This is a genomic window from Pseudomonas sp. TE3899 (assembly GCF_056279105.1).
This window is the reverse complement of sequence record NZ_JBWBQR010000001.1, coordinates 1170069-1193934: the sequence shown is the minus strand read 5'-3', so window position 1 is coordinate 1193934 and position 23866 is coordinate 1170069. Positions and strand designations below refer to the sequence as shown.

The 23866-nt window shown below is 59.0% G+C and carries 28 protein-coding genes; 15 read left to right on the top strand and 13 right to left on the bottom strand.

What is annotated here, in order from left to right; translation table 11 throughout:
• Window positions 1–46 precede the first annotated feature (46 nt).
• Window positions 47–535: a hypothetical protein gene (locus tag ACZ89E_RS05505; RefSeq protein ID WP_149662269.1), complete on the bottom strand. Its 489-nt coding sequence runs from the start codon at window positions 533–535 to the stop codon at window positions 47–49.
• Between the two features lie 435 nt (window positions 536–970).
• Between ACZ89E_RS05505 and ACZ89E_RS05500 the strand changes: the two genes are divergently transcribed.
• The 3 genes from ACZ89E_RS05500 to ACZ89E_RS05490 all read left to right on the top strand — a co-directional run bounded on the left by ACZ89E_RS05500 (window position 971) and on the right by ACZ89E_RS05490 (window position 3180).
• Window positions 971–1546 carry a hypothetical protein gene (locus ACZ89E_RS05500; RefSeq protein ID WP_476255049.1) on the top strand — a complete coding sequence of 192 codons (576 nt, stop codon included), beginning with the start codon at window positions 971–973 and terminating at the stop codon, window positions 1544–1546.
• Window positions 1547–2222: 676 nt separating this feature from the next.
• Entirely contained in the window at window positions 2223–2759 is a 537-nt protein-coding gene (locus ACZ89E_RS05495) for a sterol desaturase family protein (protein ID WP_149662152.1), read from the top strand.
• A 121-nt stretch (window positions 2760–2880) separates the two neighbouring features.
• On the top strand, window positions 2881–3180 hold the full coding sequence (locus ACZ89E_RS05490; protein ID WP_149662151.1) for a hypothetical protein: 300 nt from the start codon (window positions 2881–2883) through the stop codon (window positions 3178–3180).
• Between the two features lie 109 nt (window positions 3181–3289).
• Here ACZ89E_RS05490 and ACZ89E_RS05485 read toward each other — a convergent pair whose 3' ends face one another.
• Both ACZ89E_RS05485 and ACZ89E_RS05480 read right to left on the bottom strand, forming a co-directional pair.
• Window positions 3290–3499, bottom strand: a complete 210-nt coding sequence (locus ACZ89E_RS05485; RefSeq protein WP_149662150.1) for a hypothetical protein — start codon at window positions 3497–3499, stop codon at window positions 3290–3292.
• A 142-nt stretch (window positions 3500–3641) separates the two neighbouring features.
• The gene (locus tag ACZ89E_RS05480) at window positions 3642–3833 is read right to left on the bottom strand and encodes a hypothetical protein (protein WP_149662149.1); all 192 of its coding nucleotides are present in this window, start codon (window positions 3831–3833) and stop codon (window positions 3642–3644) included.
• A gap of 513 nt (window positions 3834–4346) precedes the next feature.
• Between ACZ89E_RS05480 and ACZ89E_RS05475 the strand changes: the two genes are divergently transcribed.
• Window positions 4347–4544, top strand: coding sequence for a hypothetical protein (locus ACZ89E_RS05475; protein WP_476255048.1), 198 nt, complete (start codon window positions 4347–4349; stop codon window positions 4542–4544).
• Between the two features lie 58 nt (window positions 4545–4602).
• Here the strand turns inward: ACZ89E_RS05475 and ACZ89E_RS05470 are convergent, their stop codons facing one another.
• Window positions 4603–5580 carry an acyltransferase family protein gene (locus tag ACZ89E_RS05470; RefSeq protein ID WP_476255047.1) on the bottom strand — a complete coding sequence of 326 codons (978 nt, stop codon included), beginning with the start codon at window positions 5578–5580 and terminating at the stop codon, window positions 4603–4605.
• A 192-nt stretch (window positions 5581–5772) separates the two neighbouring features.
• On the opposite strand from ACZ89E_RS05470, the gene ACZ89E_RS05465 reads away from it, so the two are divergent.
• Window positions 5773–5982, top strand: a complete 210-nt coding sequence (locus ACZ89E_RS05465) for a hypothetical protein (protein WP_463257574.1) — start codon at window positions 5773–5775, stop codon at window positions 5980–5982.
• A gap of 123 nt (window positions 5983–6105) precedes the next feature.
• Here the strand turns inward: ACZ89E_RS05465 and ACZ89E_RS05460 are convergent, their stop codons facing one another.
• Both ACZ89E_RS05460 and ACZ89E_RS05455 read right to left on the bottom strand, forming a co-directional pair.
• Window positions 6106–6303 (bottom strand): YbdD/YjiX family protein, encoded by a 198-nt coding sequence (locus tag ACZ89E_RS05460; RefSeq protein WP_054050768.1) that lies wholly within the window; start codon window positions 6301–6303, stop codon window positions 6106–6108.
• On the bottom strand, window positions 6293–8353 hold the full coding sequence (locus ACZ89E_RS05455) for a carbon starvation CstA family protein (protein WP_149662144.1): 2061 nt from the start codon (window positions 8351–8353) through the stop codon (window positions 6293–6295). Before ACZ89E_RS05455 ends, ACZ89E_RS05460 begins: the two co-directional genes overlap by 11 nt.
• A 278-nt stretch (window positions 8354–8631) precedes the next feature.
• On the opposite strand from ACZ89E_RS05455, the gene ACZ89E_RS05450 reads away from it, so the two are divergent.
• Both ACZ89E_RS05450 and ACZ89E_RS05445 read left to right on the top strand, forming a co-directional pair.
• Window positions 8632–10005 (top strand): cache domain-containing protein, encoded by a 1374-nt coding sequence (locus ACZ89E_RS05450; protein WP_476255046.1) that lies wholly within the window; start codon window positions 8632–8634, stop codon window positions 10003–10005.
• Window positions 10005–10637 (top strand): response regulator, encoded by a 633-nt coding sequence (locus ACZ89E_RS05445; protein WP_149662142.1) that lies wholly within the window; start codon window positions 10005–10007, stop codon window positions 10635–10637. Before ACZ89E_RS05450 ends, ACZ89E_RS05445 begins: the two co-directional genes overlap by 1 nt.
• A 62-nt stretch (window positions 10638–10699) precedes the next feature.
• On the opposite strand, the gene ACZ89E_RS05440 is transcribed toward ACZ89E_RS05445, so the two are convergent.
• The gene (locus ACZ89E_RS05440; RefSeq protein ID WP_034150404.1) at window positions 10700–10915 is read right to left on the bottom strand and encodes a TOBE domain-containing protein; all 216 of its coding nucleotides are present in this window, start codon (window positions 10913–10915) and stop codon (window positions 10700–10702) included.
• A gap of 226 nt (window positions 10916–11141) precedes the next feature.
• Here ACZ89E_RS05440 and ACZ89E_RS05435 point away from each other — a divergent pair, with 226 nt between their 5' ends.
• The 3 genes from ACZ89E_RS05435 (at window position 11142) to ACZ89E_RS05425 (ending at window position 13036) form a co-directional block, all read left to right on the top strand.
• Window positions 11142–12095: an aliphatic sulfonate ABC transporter substrate-binding protein gene (locus ACZ89E_RS05435; RefSeq protein WP_476255045.1), complete on the top strand. Its 954-nt coding sequence runs from the start codon at window positions 11142–11144 to the stop codon at window positions 12093–12095.
• A gap of 135 nt (window positions 12096–12230) precedes the next feature.
• A complete protein-coding gene (locus tag ACZ89E_RS05430; RefSeq protein ID WP_476255044.1) occupies window positions 12231–12392 on the top strand; it encodes a hypothetical protein in 162 nt (53 codons plus the stop codon).
• Complete coding sequence (locus tag ACZ89E_RS05425) at window positions 12389–13036, top strand: helix-turn-helix domain-containing protein (protein WP_476255043.1); 648 nt, start codon at window positions 12389–12391, stop codon at window positions 13034–13036. Before ACZ89E_RS05430 ends, ACZ89E_RS05425 begins: the two co-directional genes overlap by 4 nt.
• A 200-nt stretch (window positions 13037–13236) precedes the next feature.
• Here the strand turns inward: ACZ89E_RS05425 and ACZ89E_RS05420 are convergent, their stop codons facing one another.
• From ACZ89E_RS05420 to ACZ89E_RS05405, 4 genes are all read right to left on the bottom strand, one after another.
• Window positions 13237–13746 carry a hypothetical protein gene (locus ACZ89E_RS05420; protein ID WP_476255042.1) on the bottom strand — a complete coding sequence of 170 codons (510 nt, stop codon included), beginning with the start codon at window positions 13744–13746 and terminating at the stop codon, window positions 13237–13239.
• Between the two features lie 276 nt (window positions 13747–14022).
• Window positions 14023–15006, bottom strand: a complete 984-nt coding sequence (locus ACZ89E_RS05415; RefSeq protein WP_476255041.1) for an ABC transporter substrate-binding protein — start codon at window positions 15004–15006, stop codon at window positions 14023–14025.
• Complete coding sequence (locus ACZ89E_RS05410; RefSeq protein ID WP_476255040.1) at window positions 14999–15778, bottom strand: ABC transporter ATP-binding protein; 780 nt, start codon at window positions 15776–15778, stop codon at window positions 14999–15001. The genes ACZ89E_RS05415 and ACZ89E_RS05410 overlap by 8 nt, the downstream gene beginning before the upstream one ends.
• A 1-nt stretch (window position 15779) precedes the next feature.
• On the bottom strand, window positions 15780–16652 hold the full coding sequence (locus ACZ89E_RS05405) for an ABC transporter permease (protein ID WP_149662137.1): 873 nt from the start codon (window positions 16650–16652) through the stop codon (window positions 15780–15782).
• Between the two features lie 363 nt (window positions 16653–17015).
• Here ACZ89E_RS05405 and ACZ89E_RS05400 point away from each other — a divergent pair, with 363 nt between their 5' ends.
• The 3 genes from ACZ89E_RS05400 to ACZ89E_RS05390 all read left to right on the top strand — a co-directional run bounded on the left by ACZ89E_RS05400 (window position 17016) and on the right by ACZ89E_RS05390 (window position 19546).
• A complete protein-coding gene (locus ACZ89E_RS05400; protein ID WP_476255039.1) occupies window positions 17016–18104 on the top strand; it encodes an LLM class flavin-dependent oxidoreductase in 1089 nt (362 codons plus the stop codon).
• 115 nt (window positions 18105–18219) lie between these two features.
• On the top strand, window positions 18220–18546 hold the full coding sequence (locus tag ACZ89E_RS05395; RefSeq protein ID WP_476255038.1) for a hypothetical protein: 327 nt from the start codon (window positions 18220–18222) through the stop codon (window positions 18544–18546).
• Window positions 18547–18598: 52 nt separating this feature from the next.
• The gene (locus ACZ89E_RS05390) at window positions 18599–19546 is read left to right on the top strand and encodes a Dyp-type peroxidase (protein WP_463257584.1); all 948 of its coding nucleotides are present in this window, start codon (window positions 18599–18601) and stop codon (window positions 19544–19546) included.
• Between the two features lie 67 nt (window positions 19547–19613).
• On the opposite strand, the gene ACZ89E_RS05385 is transcribed toward ACZ89E_RS05390, so the two are convergent.
• Window positions 19614–20408, bottom strand: coding sequence for a class II aldolase/adducin family protein (locus ACZ89E_RS05385; protein WP_149662133.1), 795 nt, complete (start codon window positions 20406–20408; stop codon window positions 19614–19616).
• A 119-nt stretch (window positions 20409–20527) separates the two neighbouring features.
• Complete coding sequence (locus ACZ89E_RS05380) at window positions 20528–21433, bottom strand: LysR family transcriptional regulator (protein ID WP_149662132.1); 906 nt, start codon at window positions 21431–21433, stop codon at window positions 20528–20530.
• A gap of 223 nt (window positions 21434–21656) precedes the next feature.
• On the opposite strand from ACZ89E_RS05380, the gene ACZ89E_RS05375 reads away from it, so the two are divergent.
• On the top strand, window positions 21657–22265 hold the full coding sequence (locus tag ACZ89E_RS05375; protein WP_123508742.1) for a cysteine dioxygenase family protein: 609 nt from the start codon (window positions 21657–21659) through the stop codon (window positions 22263–22265).
• Window positions 22262–23845 (top strand): rhodanese-related sulfurtransferase, encoded by a 1584-nt coding sequence (locus ACZ89E_RS05370; RefSeq protein ID WP_476255037.1) that lies wholly within the window; start codon window positions 22262–22264, stop codon window positions 23843–23845. Before ACZ89E_RS05375 ends, ACZ89E_RS05370 begins: the two co-directional genes overlap by 4 nt.
• Window positions 23846–23866: the final 21 nt, after the last annotated feature.

Sequence of the window (23866 nt, the reverse complement as noted above, 5' to 3'; positions counted from 1 at the left end):
CGCGAAGCCCCTGCGGGCTCGCGGTGTATTCGTCTGACCTCAGGTCTCAGGAAGCATTCTGCTGATAGCTGCAACCCACATAGAGATCAATGTCCTTGTCCTCCGTGGAGACCACTCGCAAGGTTGCGCCATTGTCGAGGCTGCGCTGGAAGTCAACATAACCGTCAGTATCCAGTACCTTTTGCAGTTTCAGGGTGCTGGCAAGCTTCTCTGCGTCGGCCTTAGGGCTGCTGCTTTTGGCCTGGAGAAAGAAGCTGGCGCGGTCGGTCATCACGGCGGTGGTGGACGACACACCGTGCACCGTCAACGCCGGCGTGACCTGCCAGGCGCCGCCGCCCCACGGGCTGTGTGGGACATCCTTGGGCAACGACAATTGTCCAGCGTCCACCAGACCGTTGAAGTCGGCTACCTGCTGCGCACTGGCCTTGCACTCCGCCAAAGCCTTGAACAGATCGCTTTGGTTCGGGCCAGCGGCCGAGACAGAAAAAGTGGACAGGCACCCAGCCAGGGCGAGAAGACCAAGAGAGATTTTCATGACGACATCCTTGTTCAGTGGAACCAACAGGTGATGAACACCCGAGGTGAATGGCAGCAGTTATTGAGGAGTGAGCGTCCTGCCCGGCTGCACACGGGTCGGCGCTGCAGGTCAGAAGCTTGCCATCGCTGAATTCAATATGCCATCAGGATTTCCCTGAGGGGGGCTGACTTGGAAACGCCAATCCAGACGTAGCCCGCTCTGCACCGGGCCTTGCAGGCCGGCGTCAATTGCTGCAGGATCCGCGCTCGAATTTTCCACGGATGGAATCGCACATGATCGCAGACCTGCGTCCCCCGCAGCCGCTAGAGACCTCCCAGGCCTCGACTCCTCAAAAATCCACCGCTTCGTCGAACGCGCTCAGCCACTGATGACCGCGCGCACCTCTGTGCCCTCCCCGCGTCCACCCTGCTCACCAAAGGTTATGAATACCCGATGAAGTCCTTGATCAAACCCCTGTTGGTCGCCGTCCTGATAGCTGCCCTGTGCCATCTGCTGGGGCGATTTGTCGTGCCCTACACGCTCATGTTCCTGATCCCCGAGGGCTGGGGCGGCAGTTGGGCTTTCTGGGCCAACTCATGGGTCTCGGGCTTCATTGCCGGACTGGTGGTGGTGCGCTTACTGCCTGCACAGCGCTACTACGTGGTGCCGATGCTGATCTCGGTATTTGCCGTGATTGCCATCGGTGGCTATGTGCTCAATCGTTGCAACGCCGGGCAGCTGGCGGCGATCAATCAGCTGTCGGAACAAAGCTGGAGTAGCCTGAGCTACATCGGCAAGCCCGATGCTGCGACGCCGCCCCAGGAACCCCTGCCACCCGTTGACCTGACCGACGCGCCGGGCGTCACCCTGGAAGGTCAAAGCTACGGCTACAGCTGTGTGCGTCCCGGCGAAACCGTGGATTACTTCCTGGCGCTGCAAATGTCCTACGGTGCCCACCTGCTGGGGCTGATGCTGGCCTTGCTGCTGACCCACCGCTACCGTAGAACGCCGGCATCTCGCCAGGGCTGAGGTAGAACAGGCCATCCTCAGCGGCTGCCAAGAAAGACGGGGATGGCATTGTTCAACGAGACCCCCACCAGAAAGACAGCCAGCCCGACGTCGATCTGGCGCGTGTATTCGAATTGAATGATGAAAAACGGCTGACAATAATTAAGTTCGGACCCGGACTGATGACCGCCATGATGTAAATCAGTGCAGCTGTAACCATGAATACTCCAAATTGCAAACAAGCAGCCGCGCAGCGGCAGTCCTTTTGTTACAGCAATAATGAAAAGCGATGATGTTACCCACCCGGATTATTGACGGATGAACGTTATCGAAGCCCTCACCGCATAGCGCTAGTCAGTCCAGGGCAACTGCACGCTATATCTCAGGCCGCGAGGTGAAAGTATCGGGTTCATAGGTGTCGTTAGTGGCAGAAGGCATGCTGTTTGTAATCGGGAGCGTTACTGTTGTGCATTGACAACCTAGCAGTAAAACCGACCGGTATCGCAGACCATTAAAGAACAGGCTTATAACTTTTATTGGATCCAATCATTAAGCAGCACATGGGATTAATACTCGCGCAGCCAAGAAAGTGAGCTGTCGAAATATGCAATCCAAGGCGCTTATGTTAGCTTTGCCGCGCTTTACCTCATCGACTCACAAATTGATGCCCATCGGGCACACCAAGGAATCCTTGCGCATGGCTGCGTCCAACAAATGGCTGATGTCATCGGCTGCGTATTACCTCGACTTCTTCACCGTTCCGCTGTTTGTCGTCCTTGCCCTGTGCATCGCTCCCTTTCATCTCGGTCAGGCACTCGCCGGTCTGCTGGCCTGGTCGTTGGTTGAGTATCTGGTGCACCGTTTCCTGTTTCATTCGCTGTATCGCCGGGAGCACTGGACACATCATCTCGATGTGCTGGCTTTCATCGGCATTTCCAGCTGGAAGACCAGTTCAGCCTATGCCGGTCTTTTGGTGCTCGCTTGGTTGACTGGCCTGACGTCGGTTTTCATCGGTGTGATCGTCGGCTACTTCTTCTACATCTCGCTGCACTACGTGATGCACCGTCCGGAACACTGGGCCTACCGTTTTGTTTCCGGGTTGGCGACCAATCATGACCTGCATCACCGCAAGGGCATCGAGAAGAATTTCGGCGTGTCCTCGCCGCTCTGGGATCACGTGTTCGGCACCTATGTCCGGGTCCAGGCGCTCAACACGGTCGAGGAGAACACCTGAAACAAGTCACGGCGGGCAAGCCTCAACCCCCCACCTGACCACCACTCGTCCGTTCCTCAGCACCTTTGCAATTCCCATTCTTCCAATATTGTGTCAATCACTTTTACGGAAGACTGGGACCATGAAAAACACATTTGCAGTGCTCACCCTCGCCGGCCTGTTATCCACCTGCTCGCTTTATGGCCTGGCTGCCGAGAAGACGACCGAAGGCTCTGCCCTTCCGCCGGGTACCGCGCAGCCGCAAGGTAATGAAACGAACAGCGTCGGGACGGGCACGGACGGTGGCAAGTCGGCCACGGGCATTGATGGCACGACGGGCTCCATGTCCAATGGCGCCGACGCAGGCACCACCGATAACGGCCCTACTCCTGCTGGAGGTTCAAAAGGGGGTGGTGAGGGTAAAGGGGGTAGCGGTTCTTGAAGCTGAACCCGGTCTAGTGCCTGATGCGGTCATCAGGCCTGACACCAAACCTGTGGCGAGAGAGCTTGCTCCTTCGCCACACGTTAATCATCGCTCACTCATCTCTTGACTAACTGGCATCGGCCGGATCGGCGCCATCGCGATTGTTGATAAACGTATTCCAATGTACATAGGCATCGTGCTGGCGCTTGACGGCCTCCTCCCACGCCGGCCCTGAAACCGAACGTGCGGAAACCAGCTGCATCATTTGCGCGGTGGCTGCATCGAGATCCATCAGCAGTGCGTGGGACTTGATTCTGAAATCGTCGACTGACGTCATTGCATTCACCTTCATTGACCCGGCCAAAAAAAAGAAGCAACGGCTTCAGGATCATTGAGCCGGCATTCGGCGAATGATTCACGCCAGCCGATCACCGGTATCTCGCGCCAATGAAAAGCCCAGCGCGATGGCTGGGCTCTGGTTATTTGCGGTGTTCGAGCATTTTGTCGGCGAGTGCCTTGGCCCGTTCAACCAGCAGGTTCTGCCGGTCTTCGTGGGTGGTCTCTCCCACAATCGGTGCTGTCAGATGGCTCTCTGCAATCAACGCAGCGCAGAAGTACCGATCCCAGACTCTTTGCTCCGACGTTTGCTTGCTCACTTGGTCGGCGTCCATGTGCGGCTCCTCTTTAAGAAGTGCATGGCCAATTTACGCCCCCATTTCACACGCTAGCCGGGGATATTAAGGAAGGCGTTCCAGCGTTCGTACGCGTCGTGGTGTCTTTTCGTGGCCGCGTCCCATTCCGGCCCTGAAACGCGTTTTGATGTCACCAACGTCATCATTCCCATCGTAGCGGCATCCAGCTCGATCAAGAGCGCGTGTGATTGGGTTCTGAAATCTTCGAACGATGTCATTAAGTTGCCTCAGCGCGGAGTACACCGCCATCGAAGAACAATTGCCCCTCGATCAATGGAGTCCGGGCATGGCCGATAATTCAAGCTGGCTGACGGTCGGTGTGCTTCCAGCAGGCCCCAGGGTTCACCATTCGTCGCCTATAAAAACTGGCGCGTAATGCCCGGGTCTGTCTGGCGTGAGGATTGCAAAGGCCCGTCTAGCAGCCCCAGAACGACGTAATTCTGACGCGGCAGCAATCACAATCAGCTTGGTCAGTCACCCCGGAGATGTAACGTGTCAACTCTCAATGAAATCGCAGCGAACCACGCGAGAATGGCTATGGCAAAGGCAGAAGAGTCGACCGGACTGAGTGAGCGACATCTCCAGATAGTGGGGCATTTCGAAGTCTCCTGCGTCGAGCTACTGCCAAACGTGCCGGCGCACCTGCTCACCGCCGCGCAAGACAATCAGCTCGGCCAGGCCTGCGTCTGACCCACCCCACTTGCCGCCCGCTGGATGACTCGACATTCAGCATGCGGCAAGCCTCGCCTCAAACAGTGCTTGCACGACCCACTCCAAATTTCGCGCCCTTGCGCAGCGCGTGACGGAGTTTCAACGCCGGTCGTTCGACAAAGTAGTACGACACGCCGCTCAGCAAAAACGAGAGCAACAGCATCGTCGTGACCGTGAAGGTAAACGGCCAGAATCCCCGCAGGAAATAGATCACCGCAAAGTGGTTTAGAAACACGCCATAGCTGATATTGCCCAGCAACTCATCGATGCGGTGGTATTTCAGCCGGCTCAGCAGGAAGACGGCCGGCACGCCCAGGGCAATGCCGGCGGTCACCTCGGCGTTGAAGGGGCGTCGAGGAATCATCCCCACGGCAATGGCCACGAACATCAGCCCGGCAATGATCGCGGTGGCGGCAATCACCATCGCGGCCCTGGCCCGCATCCGGTACATGTAGCTGCCGCACAGAAAGATAAACAGCACGCCCGGCAGCAGTCGGTAACCGTAAACGTCAGTGTTGATGTAACCCAGGGAAGCGACCATGAACACCGCCACCGACAGCACAAATGCCAGGCCCCGCAGCTTGTACACGATCAGGAATGGAATCAGCAGGTAGAAACACATTTCGAGCCCCAGCGACCAGGCGGCCGGCAGGACCTCGGGAATGGTGAAGCCGAACATGTAGAAATCCAGCGGAACGATCGTCAGGCTCAGGGCGATGTTCTTGACCGTCAGCGCCGCCGCTTGCGGCGTACCGGGCAACAGGCAGTAAATCACCACGCAGGAGGCGGTGAAGTAGAGCAGAAACTGCGGGTAGAGCCTCAACAGCCGATCCACGTAAAACAATGGAAATTGCTCCGGGGCGTTGTAGTTCCTTTCGATCAGGGACGTCATCACAAAGCCGCTGATGAGCAAAAAGGAAATCACCGCAACCACGCCGGGATTGAGCCCCGCAAACGTCACGCCCATATGTGAAATCGCCACCAGCACCGCCAGCAGCAGTCGAAAAGCCCCCACGCGCATCTTCCTTAAACGTCTAATTATTTTGCGCGCTAAGTTACGTGGCTTTTGGCTAGCAGGACAGTGCTTTCAGATTGTAGCCAGGAATCAGCCGGATCGATGCTGGCAACAACCCGTTTCCTCGACTAGTGTTTCTACCTCATCGAACAGCGCCCACCTCACGGCGGGCGCCTAATCAAGGAGAGATAGATGACCCCCGTTCGTATAACCGAGCAAACCTATCGCGCCTGGTCCAGCCCAATTCTGCTTGAACTCAAGGAGCGTGAGCATCAACTGGATCCGACGGCACGCCAGGCGCTTCAGAATGTTCTGCTGGAAAGAAGGCTTGTGAACCTCGGCAACCCCGATGGCCCGGATCGGCGCAACGCGGATCCGGCGAAAGGCGACAAACTCTGGTAACGGGGGGAGCGATGGATTGCCGCGATTGCCGGATGTGGCCTATCACCTGTTGTGTAGAAGCAAGGCTTGCCCGCGATGGCGTCCGAAAGATCGCCATCGCGGGCAAGCCATGCTCCTACAAGTTCAACAACACTTCGGCCCAGCCTTACTCCCGTAACGCGCTTCCTGACGCTCCCGGAAGAACATCTCGTAATCCATCACCGGCTTGTCCGGGTGCTTGGTCTGCATATGCTCGACGTAGTTGTCGTAGTCGGGCATGCCGACCATCAGGCGCGCGGCCTGACCGAGGTATTTACCGAGGCGACTCAGGTCATTGAACATTGGGCACAGCCTGGAACGGCGATTCTTTATCCGTACGCTCTTTTGTACCCCAGGCGGCGATGCCGACCTTGAGCGCATAAAACAGGATGCTGAACACCACGAACAGGAACAGCCCGGTCAACGTAGCGTTGGTGTACGCGTTCCAGATCACGTGCTGCATCTGGTCGATGCTCTTGGCCGGGGCAAGAATCTGGCCGTTGGCCAACGCATCGCTGTATTTCTTGGCCAGGGACAGGAAGCCGATCGCCGGGTTCGCGTCGAACAGCTTGATGAAGCCCGCCGTCGTGGTGCAGATCAACAGCCACACGGCTGGCAGCATGGTCACCCAGATGTAGCGTTGGCGTTTCATTTTGATCAGCACGACGGTGGCGAGCATCAGCGCGATACCGGCGAGCATCTGGTTGGAGATGCCGAACAGCGGCCACAAGGTGTTGATGCCACCAAGCGGATCGATCACGCCTTGATAGAGCAAGTAACCCCACATCGCCACGCAACCGGCGGTGGCGATCAGGTTGGCGGTCCAGGATTCCGTGCGTTTGAGCGCCGGGACGAAAGAGCCGAGCAAGTCCTGCAGCATGAAGCGTCCGGCTCGGGTGCCGGCGTCGACGGCGGTCAGGATGAACAGCGCTTCGAACAGGATCGCGAAGTGGTACCAGAACGCCATGGTGTTTTCACCTGGCAGGACACTGTGCAGGATTTGCGCAATGCCGACCGCCAACGTTGGCGCACCGCCGGCACGGGCCAGCACGGTGGTTTCACCAATGTCATGGGCCACTGCTTGCAGGGCTTCCGGGGTAATTGCAAAACCCCAGCTGCTGACGGTTTGTGCCACTTGAATCACGTCACCACCGACCACGGCAGCTGGGCTGTTCATGGCGAAGTAGACGCCTGGCTCGATCACCGAAGCGGCGACCATCGCCATGATGGCAACAAAGGATTCCATCAGCATGCCGCCGTAACCGATGTAACGGGCATGGCCTTCACTGGCGAGCAGTTTCGGCGTGGTGCCGGAAGCGATCAGCGCGTGGAAACCCGAAACCGCGCCGCAAGCGATGGTAATGAAGAGGAACGGGAACAAGCCGCCCTTCCACACCGGCCCGGTGCCGTCGATGAACTGGGTCAGCGCCGGCATTTTCAGCTCGGGCATGGTGATCAGGATGCCGACCGCCAACGCCAGGATGGTGCCGATTTTCAGGAAGGTGGAGAGGTAATCGCGCGGCGCCAGGATCAGCCACACCGGCAATACCGCCGCGACAAAACCGTAGCCGATCAGCATCCAGGTGATTTGCACACCGGTAAAGCTGAAGACCTTTGCCCAGGCCGGATCAGCCGCAATCTGCCCGCCGACGAAGATCGAACCGAGCAGCAACGCCACGCCGATCACCGAGATTTCGCCAATGCGGCCCGGGCGGATGTAGCGCATGTACACGCCCATGAACATCGCGATCGGAATGGTCGCCATCACGGTGAACATGCCCCACGGGCTATCGGCCAGGGCTTTGACCACGATCAGCGCCAGCACCGCGAGGATGATGATCATGATCAGGAAGCAGCCGAACAGCGCGATGGTGCCCGGGATGCGGCCCATTTCTTCACGGACCATGTCGCCCAGGGAGCGACCGTTGCGGCGAGTAGACATGAACAGGACCATGAAGTCCTGCACCGCGCCGGCGAACACGACGCCGGCAATCAGCCACAGCGTACCGGGCAGGTAGCCCATCTGCGCCGCCAGCACCGGACCGACCAGAGGCCCCGCGCCAGCGATGGCCGCGAAGTGGTGACCGAAGAGGATGTGTTTGTTGGTCGGCACATAGTCCAGACCATCATTGTTGAGTACGGCGGGAGTGGCTCGGTTGGGATCGAGTTGCATCACCCTGTTGGCGATGAACAGGCTGTAATAGCGGTAGGCAACGAGGTAGATGGCGATGGCGGCGACGACGATCCAGAGGGCGTTGATCGCTTCGCCGCGGCGCAGGGCCACGACACTCAGCGCAATCGCTCCAATGACAGCCACGACAAACCAGGCGAGGTGTTTAACCAGACGGGTCATTGCGTGTCTCCTGCCGGCAGTCCGATAGGCCGCGGCGATAATTTTTATAATGGTGCCCGTTATGCGAGCCCGCCTAATATCCGCGCATGTCGCCAGCAGCGGAATCCGCAGTACTACGTAAGGCCCGTCTACGTAGTACTACGCAGACCGCTTTCATCCATTAGTCCGACGCCGCTTTGCGCTGGCGAAGTGCAGGTCTTTTTGGCCTATCATGCCCCCACCACGACACCCGCCAACGGCCCTGCCGCACCGTCGCCCGGTCTGGACAGGAGTAGAACATGCAGCTCAAACACAAAATCGTTGCCCTGGGCATCCTGCCGCTGATCCTGGCGATTGCAGTGATTTGCGCCCTGGTGATGTTCCAGAACCGACAACTGGGCGAGCAGCAGGCGCAGTTGATTGAAGACAGCATTCTCGCCAGCAAACGCGCGGAGCTGAAAAACTACGTAGAAATGGCCAAGAGCCTGATCGAGCCGTTGTATGACGATGGCCACGGCGACGCCGTGGCCCAGCAGCGGGTGCTCGAAGAACTGCGAAAACTCAGCTTCGGCGTCGATGGCTATTTCTTCGTCTACGACCGCCAGGGCCGCAGCCTGATGCATGCGCGGCAATCCGAACTGGTGGGCAAATACCTGTGGGACATGACCGACCCTCATGGCTTGCCGGTGATTCAGGCTTTGCTGAAAAGCGCCGAATCCGGCGCCGGTTTCCAGCGCTACGCCTGGAAAAAACCTTCCACCGGCGCGATCACCGACAAGCTCGCGTACGTGGTGATGCTGGATCGCTGGGGCTGGATGCTCGGCACCGGCATCTACCTCGAAGACGTTGAACAGGCCACGCAACAAGCCCGGGATGAAGTCGCCCATGGCATCCACGGCACCATGCTCGCGATTGCGGCGGTGGCGCTGATTGCCGTGCTGCTGGTGTTTATCAGCGGCATGACCCTGAACGTCAGCGAACATCGCCTGGCCGACAAAAAACTCCAGCGCCTGAACCAGCGCATTGTCAGCTTGCAGGAAGAGGAGCGCTCACGGGTTTCCCGGGAATTGCATGACGGCATCAGCCAGTTGCTGGTGTCGATCAAGTTTCAGTTCGAACTGGCCAGCCATTTGATCGAGGCCGGGCGCGACAATGGCCTGAACATTTTGCGCGAAGCCACCGAGCGCCTCGGCAGTGCCATCGGCGAGGTGCGGAGCATTTCCCATGACTTGCGCTCATCGCTGCTCGACACCCTGGGCCTGCCCGCCGCCATCGGCCAGTTGGCTGCCGAGTTCCAGCAGCGCAGTGGTTTGCAGGTCAATTATGAAAGCAACCTGACCGACTGCGATCTGGTGGACGGTGCGGCGGTGGCGGTGTTCCGTATCGCCCAGGAAGGGTTGACTAATATTGAACGTCACGCCCAGGCCAGCACGGTGTCGATCACCTTGCAGGGTTCGCCGCAGGCATTCCGCCTGATCGTCGTTGATGATGGCATCGGCTTTAACGTCAATCGGGTCGACCGCCTGAACGCCGGTATCGGCTTGCGCAATATCCGTGAACGAGTCGAGCATTTCGGTGGCCGACTCGAACTGCATTCAACGCCGGGTCGCAGCGAGCTGAATGTGCTGCTGCCCTTGAGCGAGACAGCCCACACAATAAGAGAAATGACTTGATGAGCCTGCCCGTCCCGATCCGTGTCGCCCTGGTCGACGATCATTCCCTGGTGCGCGACGGCATTCGCGCCTTGCTGGCGGTGGTGGATTTTCTTGCCATCGTCGGCGAGGCGGACAGCGGTGCGAGCGCGATTGAAATGGTCGCCCGGACCCAGCCCGATTTGCTGCTGGTGGACATTGGCCTCAAGGACATGAACGGCCTGGAACTGACCCGCGTGCTGCGGCGTGACCACCCGGCGATCAAAATCCTGATCCTCAGCATGTACGACAACAACGAGTACGTCAGCGAGTCAGTACGCTCGGGCGCCAGCGGCTACGTGCTGAAGAACTCCCCCTCCCGTGAAATCATCGCGGCCATCGAGGCGATTGCCAGTGGCGGGACGTTCTACAGCGCCGAAATCGCCCGCAAGCTAGCGGCTGACCGACCGACCGACAACGAGCTCACCCCGCGTGAGAGCGAGGTGCTGTGCAAAATGGTGCTGGGACTGAACAACAAGGAAATGGCGCGCGAACTGGACATCAGCGTGCGCACGGTGGAAACCCATCGGCTGAGCATTCGCCGCAAACTCAACATCGACAAACCGGCGGCGCTGCTTAACTACGCGATTGAACGTGGGTTGATCTCACGCTGATCTCGCAAACCTTGCGAGAAACCTGTGGCAAGCCCCCTCGCCACAGGGAACGGCGACCCCATTCAGAGCTTGGCAATCGACACTTCAGTCGACTTCACGAACGCAATCACTTCACTGCCAATCTTCAATTCCAGATCGCGCACGGAACGGGTAGTGATCACCGATGTGACAATGCCGGACGCGGTTTGCACGTCGATTTCCGAAACCACTTCGCCTTCCAGAATTTCCTTGATAACGCCTTTGAACTGGTTACGAACGTTGATCGCTTTGATGGTCATGTTGAGGCTTCCTGTCTGATGTGAGGCAAAACCGCACTGAGGTGCAGGCCTTCAAAATGCACCGGCGCAAGCGATAACAAAAGGAATAAATAACGATTTATATATTCCTTAAATGCATATGCAAACACCTTAAGCTAAGACCTAAACATTATTTAAAGAATAATTCTTAGAACTCTATGCTCATGACAGATAGCCACCTTCTCCTTCGCTTACTGTCGAGTTCGCCATGTCAAAACCCATCAAAAACGCGGTCGTTACCAGCTTGGTTGTCGCACTGGCCCTGTCCTTCACACTGACGGCGCAGGCCCGGGAGACCGTACGTATCGGCTACCAGAAGTCATCGACCCTCATCACCCTGCTGAAAACCCAAGGCACCCTGGAAAAGACCCTCGCGCAGAACAACATCGACGTCACCTGGCATGAGTTCTCCAGTGGCCTGCCGCTGCTGGAGGCGTTAAATGTCGGCAACGTCGATATCAGCGCCGATGTGGCCGATACCGTGCCGATCTTCGCCCAGGCCGCGCAAGCCAAACTGACCTACTTTGCCGAGGAAGCGCCCTCGCCTTCGGCCCAGGCGATTGTCGTGCGCAAGGATTCGCCGTTGCAGCAACTGGCGGATCTGAAAGGCAAGAAAGTCGCGGTAACCAAAGCCGCCGGTTCGCACTACCTGCTGATTGCCGCGCTGAACAAGGCCGGCTTGAAGTTTTCGGACATTGAGCCGGCGTACCTGTCACCGGCCGATGGCCGCGCCGCCTTCGAGAACAACAAGGTCGACGCCTGGGTCACCTGGGAACCCTTCCTCAGCGGTGTGCAACGCCAACTGCCGACCCGCACCCTGGCGGACGGCACCGGCCTGGCCAGTTACAAGCGCTACTACCTGACCAGCAACACCTACGCCAAAGAGCACCCGCAAGTCCTGAAGCTGGTTTACGAGCAACTGCACAAGGCCGGCGACTGGGTAAAGCACAACCCGCGTGACGCCGCACAAGTACTCAGCCCGTTGTGGGGCAACCTGGATGTGGAAACCGTCGAGACGGCCAATGCCCATCGCAGTTACCAGGTGCAACCGGTGAAAGCCGATCAGTTGGGCGAACAGCAAAAAATCGCCGATGCGTTTTTTGCCGAGGGTTTGTTGCCCAAAGCGGTGGATGCCAAGGACGTCGAGATCTGGAAACCCTAGTGCCCGCTGCCTTTCTTTCAGTCAGCCACTAAAGAACCAAAACGAATTACCAAATACAAAATCAGTATTTATCGTTATAAAACATTCCGAGTATTGTCAGCTCATCCCGTCATTCATTACACAGTGAAGTGCCCCATGAATCCGACTGATAACGTCATCGACTTCGCCAGCTACCGCAAACGCAAACAGGCTCAGCAACGGGCACGGGCCATGTGGGAAATGTACGCACGCAATGCCGGCTTGCAGGCCTACCAATGGGTGCAAGCGACCAAGTCTTCCGAGACGCGTCACGCGTGAACGTGCAGCAACCCTCGCGCTTTCTGGCGAGCGCCGACGAACCTGGGCTGGATTTGAATAACCTGGAATCCCTTGAAGAAGACCCGATCTGCGAGCGTGTCGCGCAGAACCTGCAACGCCTGCGTGGCAAGCGACATCTGTCCCTCGATGCCCTCGCCCGTCAGTGCGGTGTGAGCCGGGCGATGCTGGCGCAGATCGAATCCGGACGCAGTGTGCCGTCGATCAAAGTGCTGTGCAAAATCGCCAAGGGTTTGAAGGTCTCGGTGGCCGCGTTTCTTGAGCATCGGGCCTTCGAAGGCGTGGCGGTGTTGTCGGCAAGCCAGAGCAAACGCCTGGTCAGTGCCAGCGGTGCGTTTGTCAGCCGTGCGCTGTTTCCATTCGACGTGGCGCGCCAATCGGAGTTTTACGAGCTGCGCCTTCGCCCATTGGGCGAGGACATTTCCGAGGGCCACGGTCCCGGCGTGCAGGAGAACCTGGTGGTGTCGCAAGGGGTGCTGGAAATCAGCGTCAATGACGAGCGTTATCTGTTGTCGACCGGCGATTCGATCCTGTTCTATGCCGACCAGCCGCACCGCTATCGCAACCCCGCCGACAGTGAGGCGGTGGCGTATCTGGTGGTCACTTACCCCGAACGCCTGGACTGACAAACACCGAACCTGGTCTGACAAACACCGAATCTGCTTTGACAAACACCGAACCTGTAGGAGCCAGGCTTGCCGGCGAAGGGGCCCTCAAGTACGCCTTCGCCTGCAAGCCTGGCTCCTACGAAAGGCAAAGGCACAGCAAAAGCACATGAAAAAGCCCGGCCAATTCGCATTAGCCGGGCTTTTTCAATGGCAATGGATCAGCAGGTGCAGCACATCAACGGCATGCCGTTGCAGCTCATCATCATTGGCATGCTGCAGTCGTTCATCATTTTCATCATCAGGTTGCAGCAGTTTTTCATCATGTCCATGTTCATACCGGCCATCGGCATGATTTTGCACATCATGCTGTCGTCCATCATCGTGCATTCCATCACGCACTTCATCGATGGCATCGGCATGCCCATCATCGGCATTGGCATCATCATGTTCATCATCGGCATGGCCATGGCCGACTGGGACATGCACATCATGCTCATGTTGCCGCAATGCATCATCATCGGCATGCCGCAGTTCATCATCATCTGCATCATTTCAGCGCTGTTCTTGAACATCACCATGTCCATGCCAGCGGCCGGCATCAACTTGCACATCATGCCGTCGTCCATCATGTCGCAGGTCATGGTCGCCATCATCATCGGCATGCCCATCATCGGCATCATTGGCATATTGGCGTTCATCGGCATTTGCATCTGCATGGCGTTCATCATGGTGGTGTTCCCTGAAGGTTCGATAGGTGGACGAAGCTGATGGGGAGGATTCTAAGGATTGACCAACACGCAGCAAGATGGCGATCAAACAGCCGGAATGCATGCTCAAGCGACTTTAAACAGGTGGATGGAACGGGATTATCTGCTGCTGCGAACCCTCAGCTTTCATTGCAGATGCGATGCAGACTGAAGCGCGTTTCTGTCGGTTATCGATATGCGATGCAAGACTATATAAATAACCGAAAGAAATAATCGATCTAACGCTGGCGCAGATTCTTACTGACTGGAAAACACCTGCGCATCGGTGAACTTCTCCACGTCGACGCGATGGGGAAAGATCTTCTTCTCCACGAATAAATCATCAACCTGCTGCAACGCCTGAACGTCACGCGCCTCGATCGGCAATAGCGACTCATCACCCCAGCTGCGCAGCCGCTGCGAGACGTCCAGCGACACATCGTTGGCCTTGGCGAACACCCGCGCGTATTCATCGGGATTCTGCCGCGCCCACTCGAAGGCCTTGGCGAAACGCTGCAACACATCGCTGAGGGCCTGGCGCTTGAGCTTGTCGGTCAGCACTTCATCGGAGGCAGTGATAAAGGTCAGCCCGGTGTTAATCCCTTCGCCGCTGATCAGCACCCGGGCGCCCTGCTGCTCGGCAAATGCCTGGTAGATGCCGAACGTGGCCCAGGCTTCGATCTTGCTGGCATTGAACGCCGCCAGGGCGTCGGTAGGCAGGACGAAGCCGACGTTGACGTCCTTCTCATCGACCCCGGCATTGGCCAGTGCGCGAATCAGCAAGTACTGGGAGATGCTGCCCCGGGCCGACGACACCACCACGTTGCGCCCTTTCAAATCGGCGACGCTGTGAATCGGTGAGTCGTGCGGGACGAGAATCGCGATCCCCCGGGATTGGCTGCGCCGCACCGCGACAATGCGCAACGGCGTGCCACCGGTTGCTGCAGCGAGCACCGGCGTATCCCCCGCCGGCCCCAAATCCACAGCCCCGGCGCGCAAGGCTTCGAACAGCGGCGCGGCGCCCTGAAAGTTGGCCCACTGCACCTTGTACGCAATGCCCTCCAGCGCATTGGCGGCCTCGACCACCGTGCGCAGGCCCTTGGCTTGATCACCGAGGATCAGCGTGACACTGGACAGATCCGCCTGGGCTTTTGACTCGATGGCATCACCGCAGCCGCTGAGCAACAGCGCAGCACCTGAAAGCAACACCATCGCCGATTGCCATAGACGTCGATCACGCATGGGCAAACCGCCGGATCGCAGACTGACGCTCAACCACCGCCGCCGTTTCCACTTCGACACCCAACAGGCTCAGCAGCCGTGCGCGAATCGCCTGGAAACCGTCCTGCCCGGTGTCGCGGCTGCGGGGCAAGTCGATGGTCAGTTGCTCGGCAATCTTGCCGTTGGCCAGCACGATCACCCGGTCAGCGAGCAGGATCGCTTCGTCCACGTCGTGGGTCACCAGCAGCACCGCCGGCGTGTGTTTGCGCCACAACTCGATGATCAGCCGATGCATCTTGATTCGGGTCAGGGCATCGAGGGCGGCGAAGGGTTCGTCGAGCAGCAACAGCTTGGGTTCGCGCACCAGGCCACGGGCCAGGGCTACCCGCTGGGCTTCGCCGCCAGAGAGGGTCGCCGGGTAGGCTTCCAGCCGATGGGCCAGTCCGACTTCGGTCAGGGCTTGCACGGCGCGGGCCTTGGCGTCGGGGATGTGCAGGCCGAGGACCACGTTTTTCCAGGCGCGTTTCCACGGCATCAGGCGCGGCTCCTGAAACACGGTGGCCCGGGCCTTGGGCACGCGCAACTGGCCGCTGTCGATGCTGTCGAGCCCGGCCAGACTACGCAACAACGTGGTCTTGCCGGAACCGCTGGCCCCGAGCAGCGCGACGAATTCGCCGGGTGCGATGTCCAGGTCCAGGCCATCGATGACCCGTTGCTGACCGAATTGGCGCACCACGTTTCGCAGTTGCACCGGTGCTTCTGATTGCAGGTTTTTTGCCGTGAGCGTCGACATGTCAATTCCTCACAAAAGATGGGCGCCAGGCCAGGGCGAAACGCTCCAGCGTGCGGATCAGTCCGTCGATCAACAAACCGAGGACGCTGTAAATCAACAGGCAGATCACGATCACGTCAGTGCGCATAAAGTCCCGGGCATCACTGGCCAGAAAGCCGATGCCGGCGGTGGTGTTGATCTGCTCGACGAACACCAGGGCCAGCCAGGAAATGCCCAGGGAATAACGCAGGCCGACGAAGAACGAAGGCAAGGAACCCGGCAGGATCACGTGCCAGATCAGCTCGCGACGATTCAGGCCCAGGGTGTTGGCGGCCTCGATCAATTTGGGGTCAATATTGCGAATGCCGGAGAACAGGTTCAGGTACACCGGGAAGGTGGTGCCGGTGACGATCAGCGCGATCTTGGTGAACTCGCCGATGCCGAACCAGAGGATGAACAGCGGCACCAGCGCCAGGGAAGGAATGGTGCGCAGCATCTGCATCGGTGAGTCGAGGATCACCTCGCCGCGCTTCGACAGCCCGGTGATCAGCGCCGCTACGACACCGATACTGACGCCGATGCTCAAGCCCAGCAGCGCGCGCTGCAGGGAAACCAACAGATGTTTGCCCAACTCGCCAGAGATGATCATCGCCCAGAGCGTGCCGCCAATCTGCGACGGTGCGGCGATGATGCGTTGCGGGATCAAGCCAAATTGTGAGGCCAGTTCCCACAACAACAGCAAGGCGATCGGGCTGAGCAGGCGCAGCAGGACTTCGGGGGTTCGCCAGTTGCGCAGCCAGTTGGGGAGCAGCCTTGAAGCCTCGGGGCGATCAACCGCCTTACTGACTGAAAACGAGCTGCTGGCGCTCTGTGTATCGAAGGTCTTTTCGGTCATCAGGCTTCCTTCCTCATCAAGAACATGGCTTCGGATTTATGCTATTCGTATAAGAAACGCCAGTGAAAGGCTTTTTAGGAATAACCTAATATGATTAAAAATCAGATAGACGATCATCCAGATAAATTATTTGCATAATTAAAGGGCTCAGGCCGCAGCCTCTGCGGCGCCTGCCTATTCCCCCGCTATAAAATGCGTATTACTGATATCTACAATTTCATATGATTCATTAAATTAATAATTAACTTAGAACAAATCGGCATTTCACAGCCCTGCCCTGCTGCGCCTACTTTCGACACCACGGACCGACCCCCTGCCCGGTGGAGGCTTGAATCACGCCTATCCAAAGACAAGGAACTCAGCATGAGCATCGAATTTATCGGCTACATCGGCGGCCATCATTCTTCGGAAATCCACCCGCGCAGCGGCCCGGTGTTGCAACCCGACTATGTAGAAACTGTCGCCCGCGCCCATGACGAGGCCGGGTTCGACCGCGCCCTGGTGGCGTTCCACTCCAACAGCCCGGACAGCACGCTGATTGCTTCCCACGCCGCCAGCGTGACGAAAAACCTGAAGTTCCTGATTGCCCATCGCCCGGGTTTCGCCGCACCGACGCTCGCCGCGCGGCAATTCACCACCCTGGATGTATTCAATGGCGGGCGCACCGCCGTGCACATCATCACCGGCGGCGATGACCGTGAACTGCGCGCCGATGGCAGCTACATCGGCAAGGACGAGCGCTATGCCCGCACCGATGAATACCTCGACGTGCTGCGCCAGGAGTGGACCCGCGAAAAGCCCTTCGACTATTCGGGCAAGTACTACCAGGTCGAGGGTGCGCACTCGTCGGTGAAGTCACCGCAGCAGCCGCACATCCCGCTGTATTTTGGCGGCTCATCGGCGGCGGCCATTGAGGTGGCGGGCAAGCATGCGGACGTCTACGCGCTGTGGGGTGAAACCTATGAACAGGTGCGCGAAGTGGTGAACCAGGTGCGCGCCGAGGCCGCCAAGCATGGGCGCAGCATTCGCTTCAGCTTGTCGTTGCGCCCGATTCTGGCGGAGACCGAAGCGCAAGCCTGGGAGCGTACCGAACGGATTCTGCAACAGGCCACGGCGCTGGCGGAACAGAATGGCTTTGTGCGGCGCGAACCACCGAATGAAGGTTCACGACGTCTGCTGGCGGCGGCGGCCCAAGGCACGCGGCTGGATAAGCGACTGTGGACCGGCATCGCCGGGCTGCTGGGTGCACAGGGCAATTCGACCTCGCTGGTTGGCACGCCGGAACAGGTGGCGGAAGCGTTGCTCGATTACTACGACCTGGGTATTACCACGTTCCTGATTCGTGGTTTTGATCCGCTGAATGACGCCATCGATTACGGCAAGCGCCTGATCCCGCTGACCCGGCAACTGGTGGCCGAGCGGGAGCGGCAGGCGGCGGAAAAAGTCGCCTGATGCCGCCGCACACGACAAAGGGGCTTACCTTGCGGCAAGCCCCTGTTTTTTTGTCGTGACACTCAACCTGTGGCGAGTGGGACCTTTGCTGACGCAATCCCAGGACCCCGCCGCAATGATGGACGCCTACACGGCCGCCTTCCGCGCGGCACTGGAAAACGACAATCGCATGTGCCTGTGCGGGATCCTCGCCGCCGAGCATCACGATCTTCCGGCCGAAGTGCGGGTTGAGGTGGACGGGTTCACCGACGCCAATGTGCGGTGGCTGGGCAAGGTGCTGGCGCTGAAACAACCCGAGGCTCAACCAGAGTCGCTGCAACGCCAGGCGCTATCGGTGTTTGCCGCCATTCAAGGGGCGCAACTGGTGTCCCGTGGGCGCAACGACATCACGATCCATGACCAAATGATCGAGTCCTACCGAGCGGCGGGCTTGATCCCCTGAGGGCGGAATCTGCTACTGTCTTGGCACTTTTTATCAATGACGATCTACGCCCATGACCCAGCCAACGCCTGATCCTCAAGCCGTCTGCGCCCCGATCACCAAAAGCGCGATTTTCATTGTCGCCACCGTGGCGCCCGGCAGCGATGCCGCAGAAAAAGTCCGCGGCTGGTGCGGTGACATCGCCGCCCTCACCCGCTCCGTCGGCAAGCGTGTGCCGACCGGTTACCTGTCCTGCGTCTGCGGTTTTGGCTCCAGTGCCTGGGACACGCTGTTCGGCGGCCCGCGCCCGGCGTCACTGCACGCCTTCCGCGAATTCGGCGATGAAGGTCGCCGAGCGCCGGCAACGCCGGGGGACATTCTGCTGCACATTCGTGCGGACCAGATGGACCTGTGTTTCGAACTGGCCACACAGTTGCTCTCGGCCCTGGGCGATGCGGTAGCGGTAGTCGATGAGGTCCAGGGTTTCCGTTATTTCGACATGCGCAGCATCATCGGTTTTGTCGACGGCACGGAGAATCCGGATGATCGGCACATGGCCAGGTTCACGCTCATTGGTGATGAAGACCCGGCGTTTGCCGGCGGCAGCTACGTGCTGGTCCAGAAGTATCTGCACAAGATGGACGCGTGGAACGGGCTGTCCGTCGAGGCTCAGGAACGCGTTATCGGCCGTACGAAACTGTCCGATATCGAACTGGGTGACGCGGTGAAACCGACCAATTCCCACAGTTCTTTGACCACCATCACCAAAGACGGCGAGGAGGTAAAAATCCTCCGCGACAACATGCCGTTCGGGCGGCCAGGCGCTGGCGAATTCGGCACCTACTTCATCGGCTATGCCCGCTCGCCGGAACCGATTGAACTGATGCTGGAGAACATGTTTGTCGGCCGGCCGGCGGGCAACTATGACCGCTTGCTGGATTTCAGCACGGCGGTCACGGGTGGGTTGTTCTTTGTGCCTTCGGCGGATTTGCTTGAAGAATTGGCGGATCGCGCGCCTTAAGCAAGGCCTTAAAAAGGGGACACCCATTAGCCTTGACTGGAGACCGGCTAATGGGTGTCCCCTTTTTTCATTCTTTGTACGCCGTATCCGTGCGCTCCAACTGCCGGATCAACGCATTCCAATGCCGCGCCACACCCGGTCCGTCGCCACTTTTGAACACTTCGGCCTGTTTCTCGACCTTGGCCACCACCTCGGCCGGCGGGAAGATCAGCTCGGCATTGCCGCCGGCCTGAGCGGCGATCTGGATATTGCACGCCCGCTCCAGGCCGTGCAGTTGCTGGAATGCGTGCTCAACGCTGACGCCGGCGGTCAGCAGACCGTGGTTACGCAGGATCAGCACACTCTTGTCCCCGAGGTCCGCCACCAACCGTTCCCGCTCGTCCAGGTCCAGGGCGACGCCTTCGTAACCGTGGTAAGCCACGCGCCCGGAGAAACCGATGGAATGCTGGGAGATCGGCAGCAACCCGTCACGCTGGGCCGACACCGCGATGCCGTCGCGAGTATGGGTATGCAGCACCGCTTGCAGATCCGGCCGCGCGCCGTGGATGGCACTGTGGATGACGTAGCCTGCATAGTTGATGCCCAGGCCTGTCGGGTCGTCGACGATTGTGCCGTCGAGGTCGACCTTGACCAGGTTGGAGGCGCTGATTTCATCAAACAACAGGCCGAAGGCATTGATCAGGAAATGCTCATCGGGCCCCGGCACCCGGGCGGAAAAGTGCGTGTAGATGTGGTCGGTCCACTTGAACAGCGCTGCCAACCGATAGGCCGCCGCCAGCTTGACCCGCACATCCCATTCTTCGGGGGTGACGCGCTGGCGAACATTTTTCGAGACGCTGGATAACGGGCTGACGCTGCTCATGGCAAAACTTCCTGGATGGCCTTAAGAATTGCAGCCAGCCTAGGGGAAGCGAAAAAATAATAAAAAGCACATTTTAATCTAAGCTAATTATCATTTTTTTTTATGTCTTGAGACGTTCCTTATGCCGCGCTCTTGATCTTCTGCAGCGACCCGGCGACCAGTTTGCCAAAGGCATCCACCGGCCCTTGCAGGTTGCCGAGAAAGTGCGGGTAGATCAGCCACAGGTCCATCACCGGTTTGAAGTCCTTGAGCGGCACCACCGCCAACTGCTCGAAATGCGCGCTGCGCTCCAACAACGGGCGCGGCACCAGTCCGAGGCCCAAACCATCGGCGACCAGCCCCAGTTGCAACTCGGTGCCGAAGGTTTCCAGATTGACCCGCAGCGCCAGTCCTTGATCCGACAAGGTGCGTTGCAACCCGGCGCGGAAACCACAACCGTCGGGATTGAGAATCCAGCCACTCTGGTAGACGTCGGCAAGTTTGCACGGGCGCTTCGGCACTTGTGCCTTGGCACAGACCACCACCAATTCCATTTTGCCGATGGACTGGCCGACGATGTTGTCCGGGAAAATCTTCCCCGCCGGGAATAGTGCGGCGGCCGCGTCCAGTTCACCGCGCTCGATCTTGCCCACCAATTGGCTGCCCCAACCCGTTGCCACCTGGGCGCGCAACTCGGGGTATTCAACGCGCAGATGCTTGAGGGCATCGAGCAACACCACATCGCCGATGGTTTGCGGCACGCCCAGGCGCAGCAGGCCGGTGGGCGGCGCGTCGGTCGCCACCAGCTCGCGCAGCGCGTCCATTTCCCGAAGGATCAAACGGCACTGTTCATACACCCGGGTTCCGATCAAAGTAGGCTTGAGCGGTTTGGTATTGCGGTCGAACAATTCCACGCCCAGGGCTTGCTCAAAGTTCTGCACGCGCCGGGTAATGGCGGGTTGGGTCAGCTGCAACGACTCGGCTGCGTGACTGATGGACTGGCAACGAATCACTTCGACGAAGGCATCGATATCATCAATTTTCATTTGGCCCGCACATAGAGAACAGTCAATAAGATGTCTGAAAAGCATAGTTCTATTGCTGAAATCTGGATAGCCCGAAGCTTGAAGCGTCCAGATCGATAACGATTAACGCTATTCAATCGAGTTCTAAATTCCCTTCAGCTATAAGCTAATCATTTAAAAATTGCATATTAAGCCGAATCATTATGCTTAGATAATCACAACAACCTTCAACGATGGAATCGCCATGACCCAGGCCCGACACCCGGAGAGACTCAGAGCATTCATAGGCGCCCTGGCGGAATTGATCGACAGCAACCCGCGCGAGGGAGACCTGCTGCATCGCGGCGGCAAGCTGCTCGGGCAGTTGGTCAGCCATGACGACTGGCTGCCGGAAGACTTCGCCCGCCCCGACCCCGAGCGTTATCAGCAATTCCTGCTGCATGCCGATTCCCGGCAACGCTTCAGTGTGGTCAGTTTTGTCTGGGGCCCGGGGCAGCGCACGCCGATCCACGATCATCGGGTCTGGGGCCTGATCGGCATGTTGCGCGGCGCGGAATATTCCCAAGGGTTCGCCCGCCACACCGATGGCACGCTGGTGCCCGAGGGCAACCGCATACAACTGCAACCCGGCCAGGTCGAGGCCGTGTCGCCGAAGATTGGCGACATCCATCAAGTCAGCAACGCGTTTGACGACCAGGTGTCCATCAGCATTCATGTGTACGGCGCCAACATCGGTGCCGTGCGCCGCGCGGTGTATCAGCCCGACGGCAGCGAGAAACTGTTTATCTCCGGTTATTCCAACGCCTTTCTCCCCAACATCTGGGATCTGTCCAAAGAGAGCCAAGCCCTATGAGTATCGAACTGACCCGCTCCTTCGCTGATATTCGAAAGGCCCTGCTGAACAAGGAAGAACTGGCCCTGGTGGATGTGCGTGAAGAAGCGCCATTCGCTGAGGCGCATCCTTTGTTCGCGGCCAACATCCCCTTGTCGAAACTGGAACTGGAGGTGTATTCGCGGATTCCACGGCTCGATACCCCCCTGACCGTCTACGACAACGGCGAAGGCCTGGCACAGATTGCTGCGCAGCGCTTGCAGGGCCTGGGCTATGTGAATGTGGCCCTGTTGGAAGGTGGCCTGGACGGATGGCGCCGCGCCGGCGGCGAGTTGTTTATCGACGTCAATGTGCCGAGCAAGGCCTTTGGCGAACTGGTGGAAAGCCAGCGCCACACGCCATCCCTGGCGGCGGAAGAAGTCCAGGCGTTGCTCGACAGCGAGGCCGACGTGGTGGTGCTCGATGCCCGGCGTTTCGATGAATACCAGACCATGAGCATTCCCACCGGGATCAGCGTTCCGGGCGCCGAGCTGGTCTTGCGCGCCCGGGAACTGGCGCCGGACCCGACGACGCGGATCATCGTCAACTGCGCGGGGCGCACCCGCAGCATCATCGGCACGCAGTCGCTGATCAACTCCGGCATTCCGAACCCGGTTTCCGCCTTGCGCAACGGCACCATCGGCTGGACCCTCGCCGGTCAGAAACTGCAACATGGCCAGTCGCGCCGATTTGCGCCGACCAGCGAAGAGCATCGGCACATCGCGGCCAAGGATGCCCGTCGGGTCGCCGATAAGGCACTGGTAGGCCGCGCCACCTTGGCTGATCTTCAGCGCTGGCAGCAGGAATCGACGCGCAGCACTTATCTGTTCGATGTGCGTACGCCGGAAGAATTTGAACAAGGTCACCTGCCCACCGCCCGCTCGACCCCCGGCGGCCAACTGGTGCAGGAAACCGATCACTTCGCCAGTGTGCGCGGTGCACGTTTGGTGCTGGTGGATGACGACGGCGTGCGCGCCAATATGTCGGCGTCCTGGCTCTCGCAACTCGGTTGGGAGGTGCATGTGCTGGATGACGTGCAGCCTGCGCATTTCAGCGAAACGGGGACTTGGCAGGCGCCGGTGCCTGCGTCGCAGCAAGCCGAGCAAATCAGCCCCGAAACCCTGGCCGAATGGCTGGCTCATGGCGACAGTGTGGTGCTGGATTTCACCAGCAGCGCCAACTACGTCAAACGCCACATCCCCGGTGCCTGGTGGACGCTGCGCGGGCAATTAAGCGAAGCGCTGAACAACGTACCGACCGCGCAACGCTATGTGCTGACCTGCGGCAGCAGCCAATTGGCGCGGCTGGCGGTCGCCGAAGTCGAGGCCTTGACCGGCAAACCGGTGTTCCTGCTCAAGGGCGGCACGGCCAGTTGGGTCGCCGCGCAACTGCCGCTGGAGGATGGCGAAACACACCTCGCGTCGCCGCGCATCGACCGCTATCGCCGCCCCTATGAAGGCACCGACAGCCCGCGTGAAGCCATGCAGGCGTATCTGGATTGGGAATATGGTTTGGTCGCGCAACTGGCCCGCGATGCTACCCATGGCTTCTTCGTGATCTGAATAATCCGCGCTCCTGGCCTT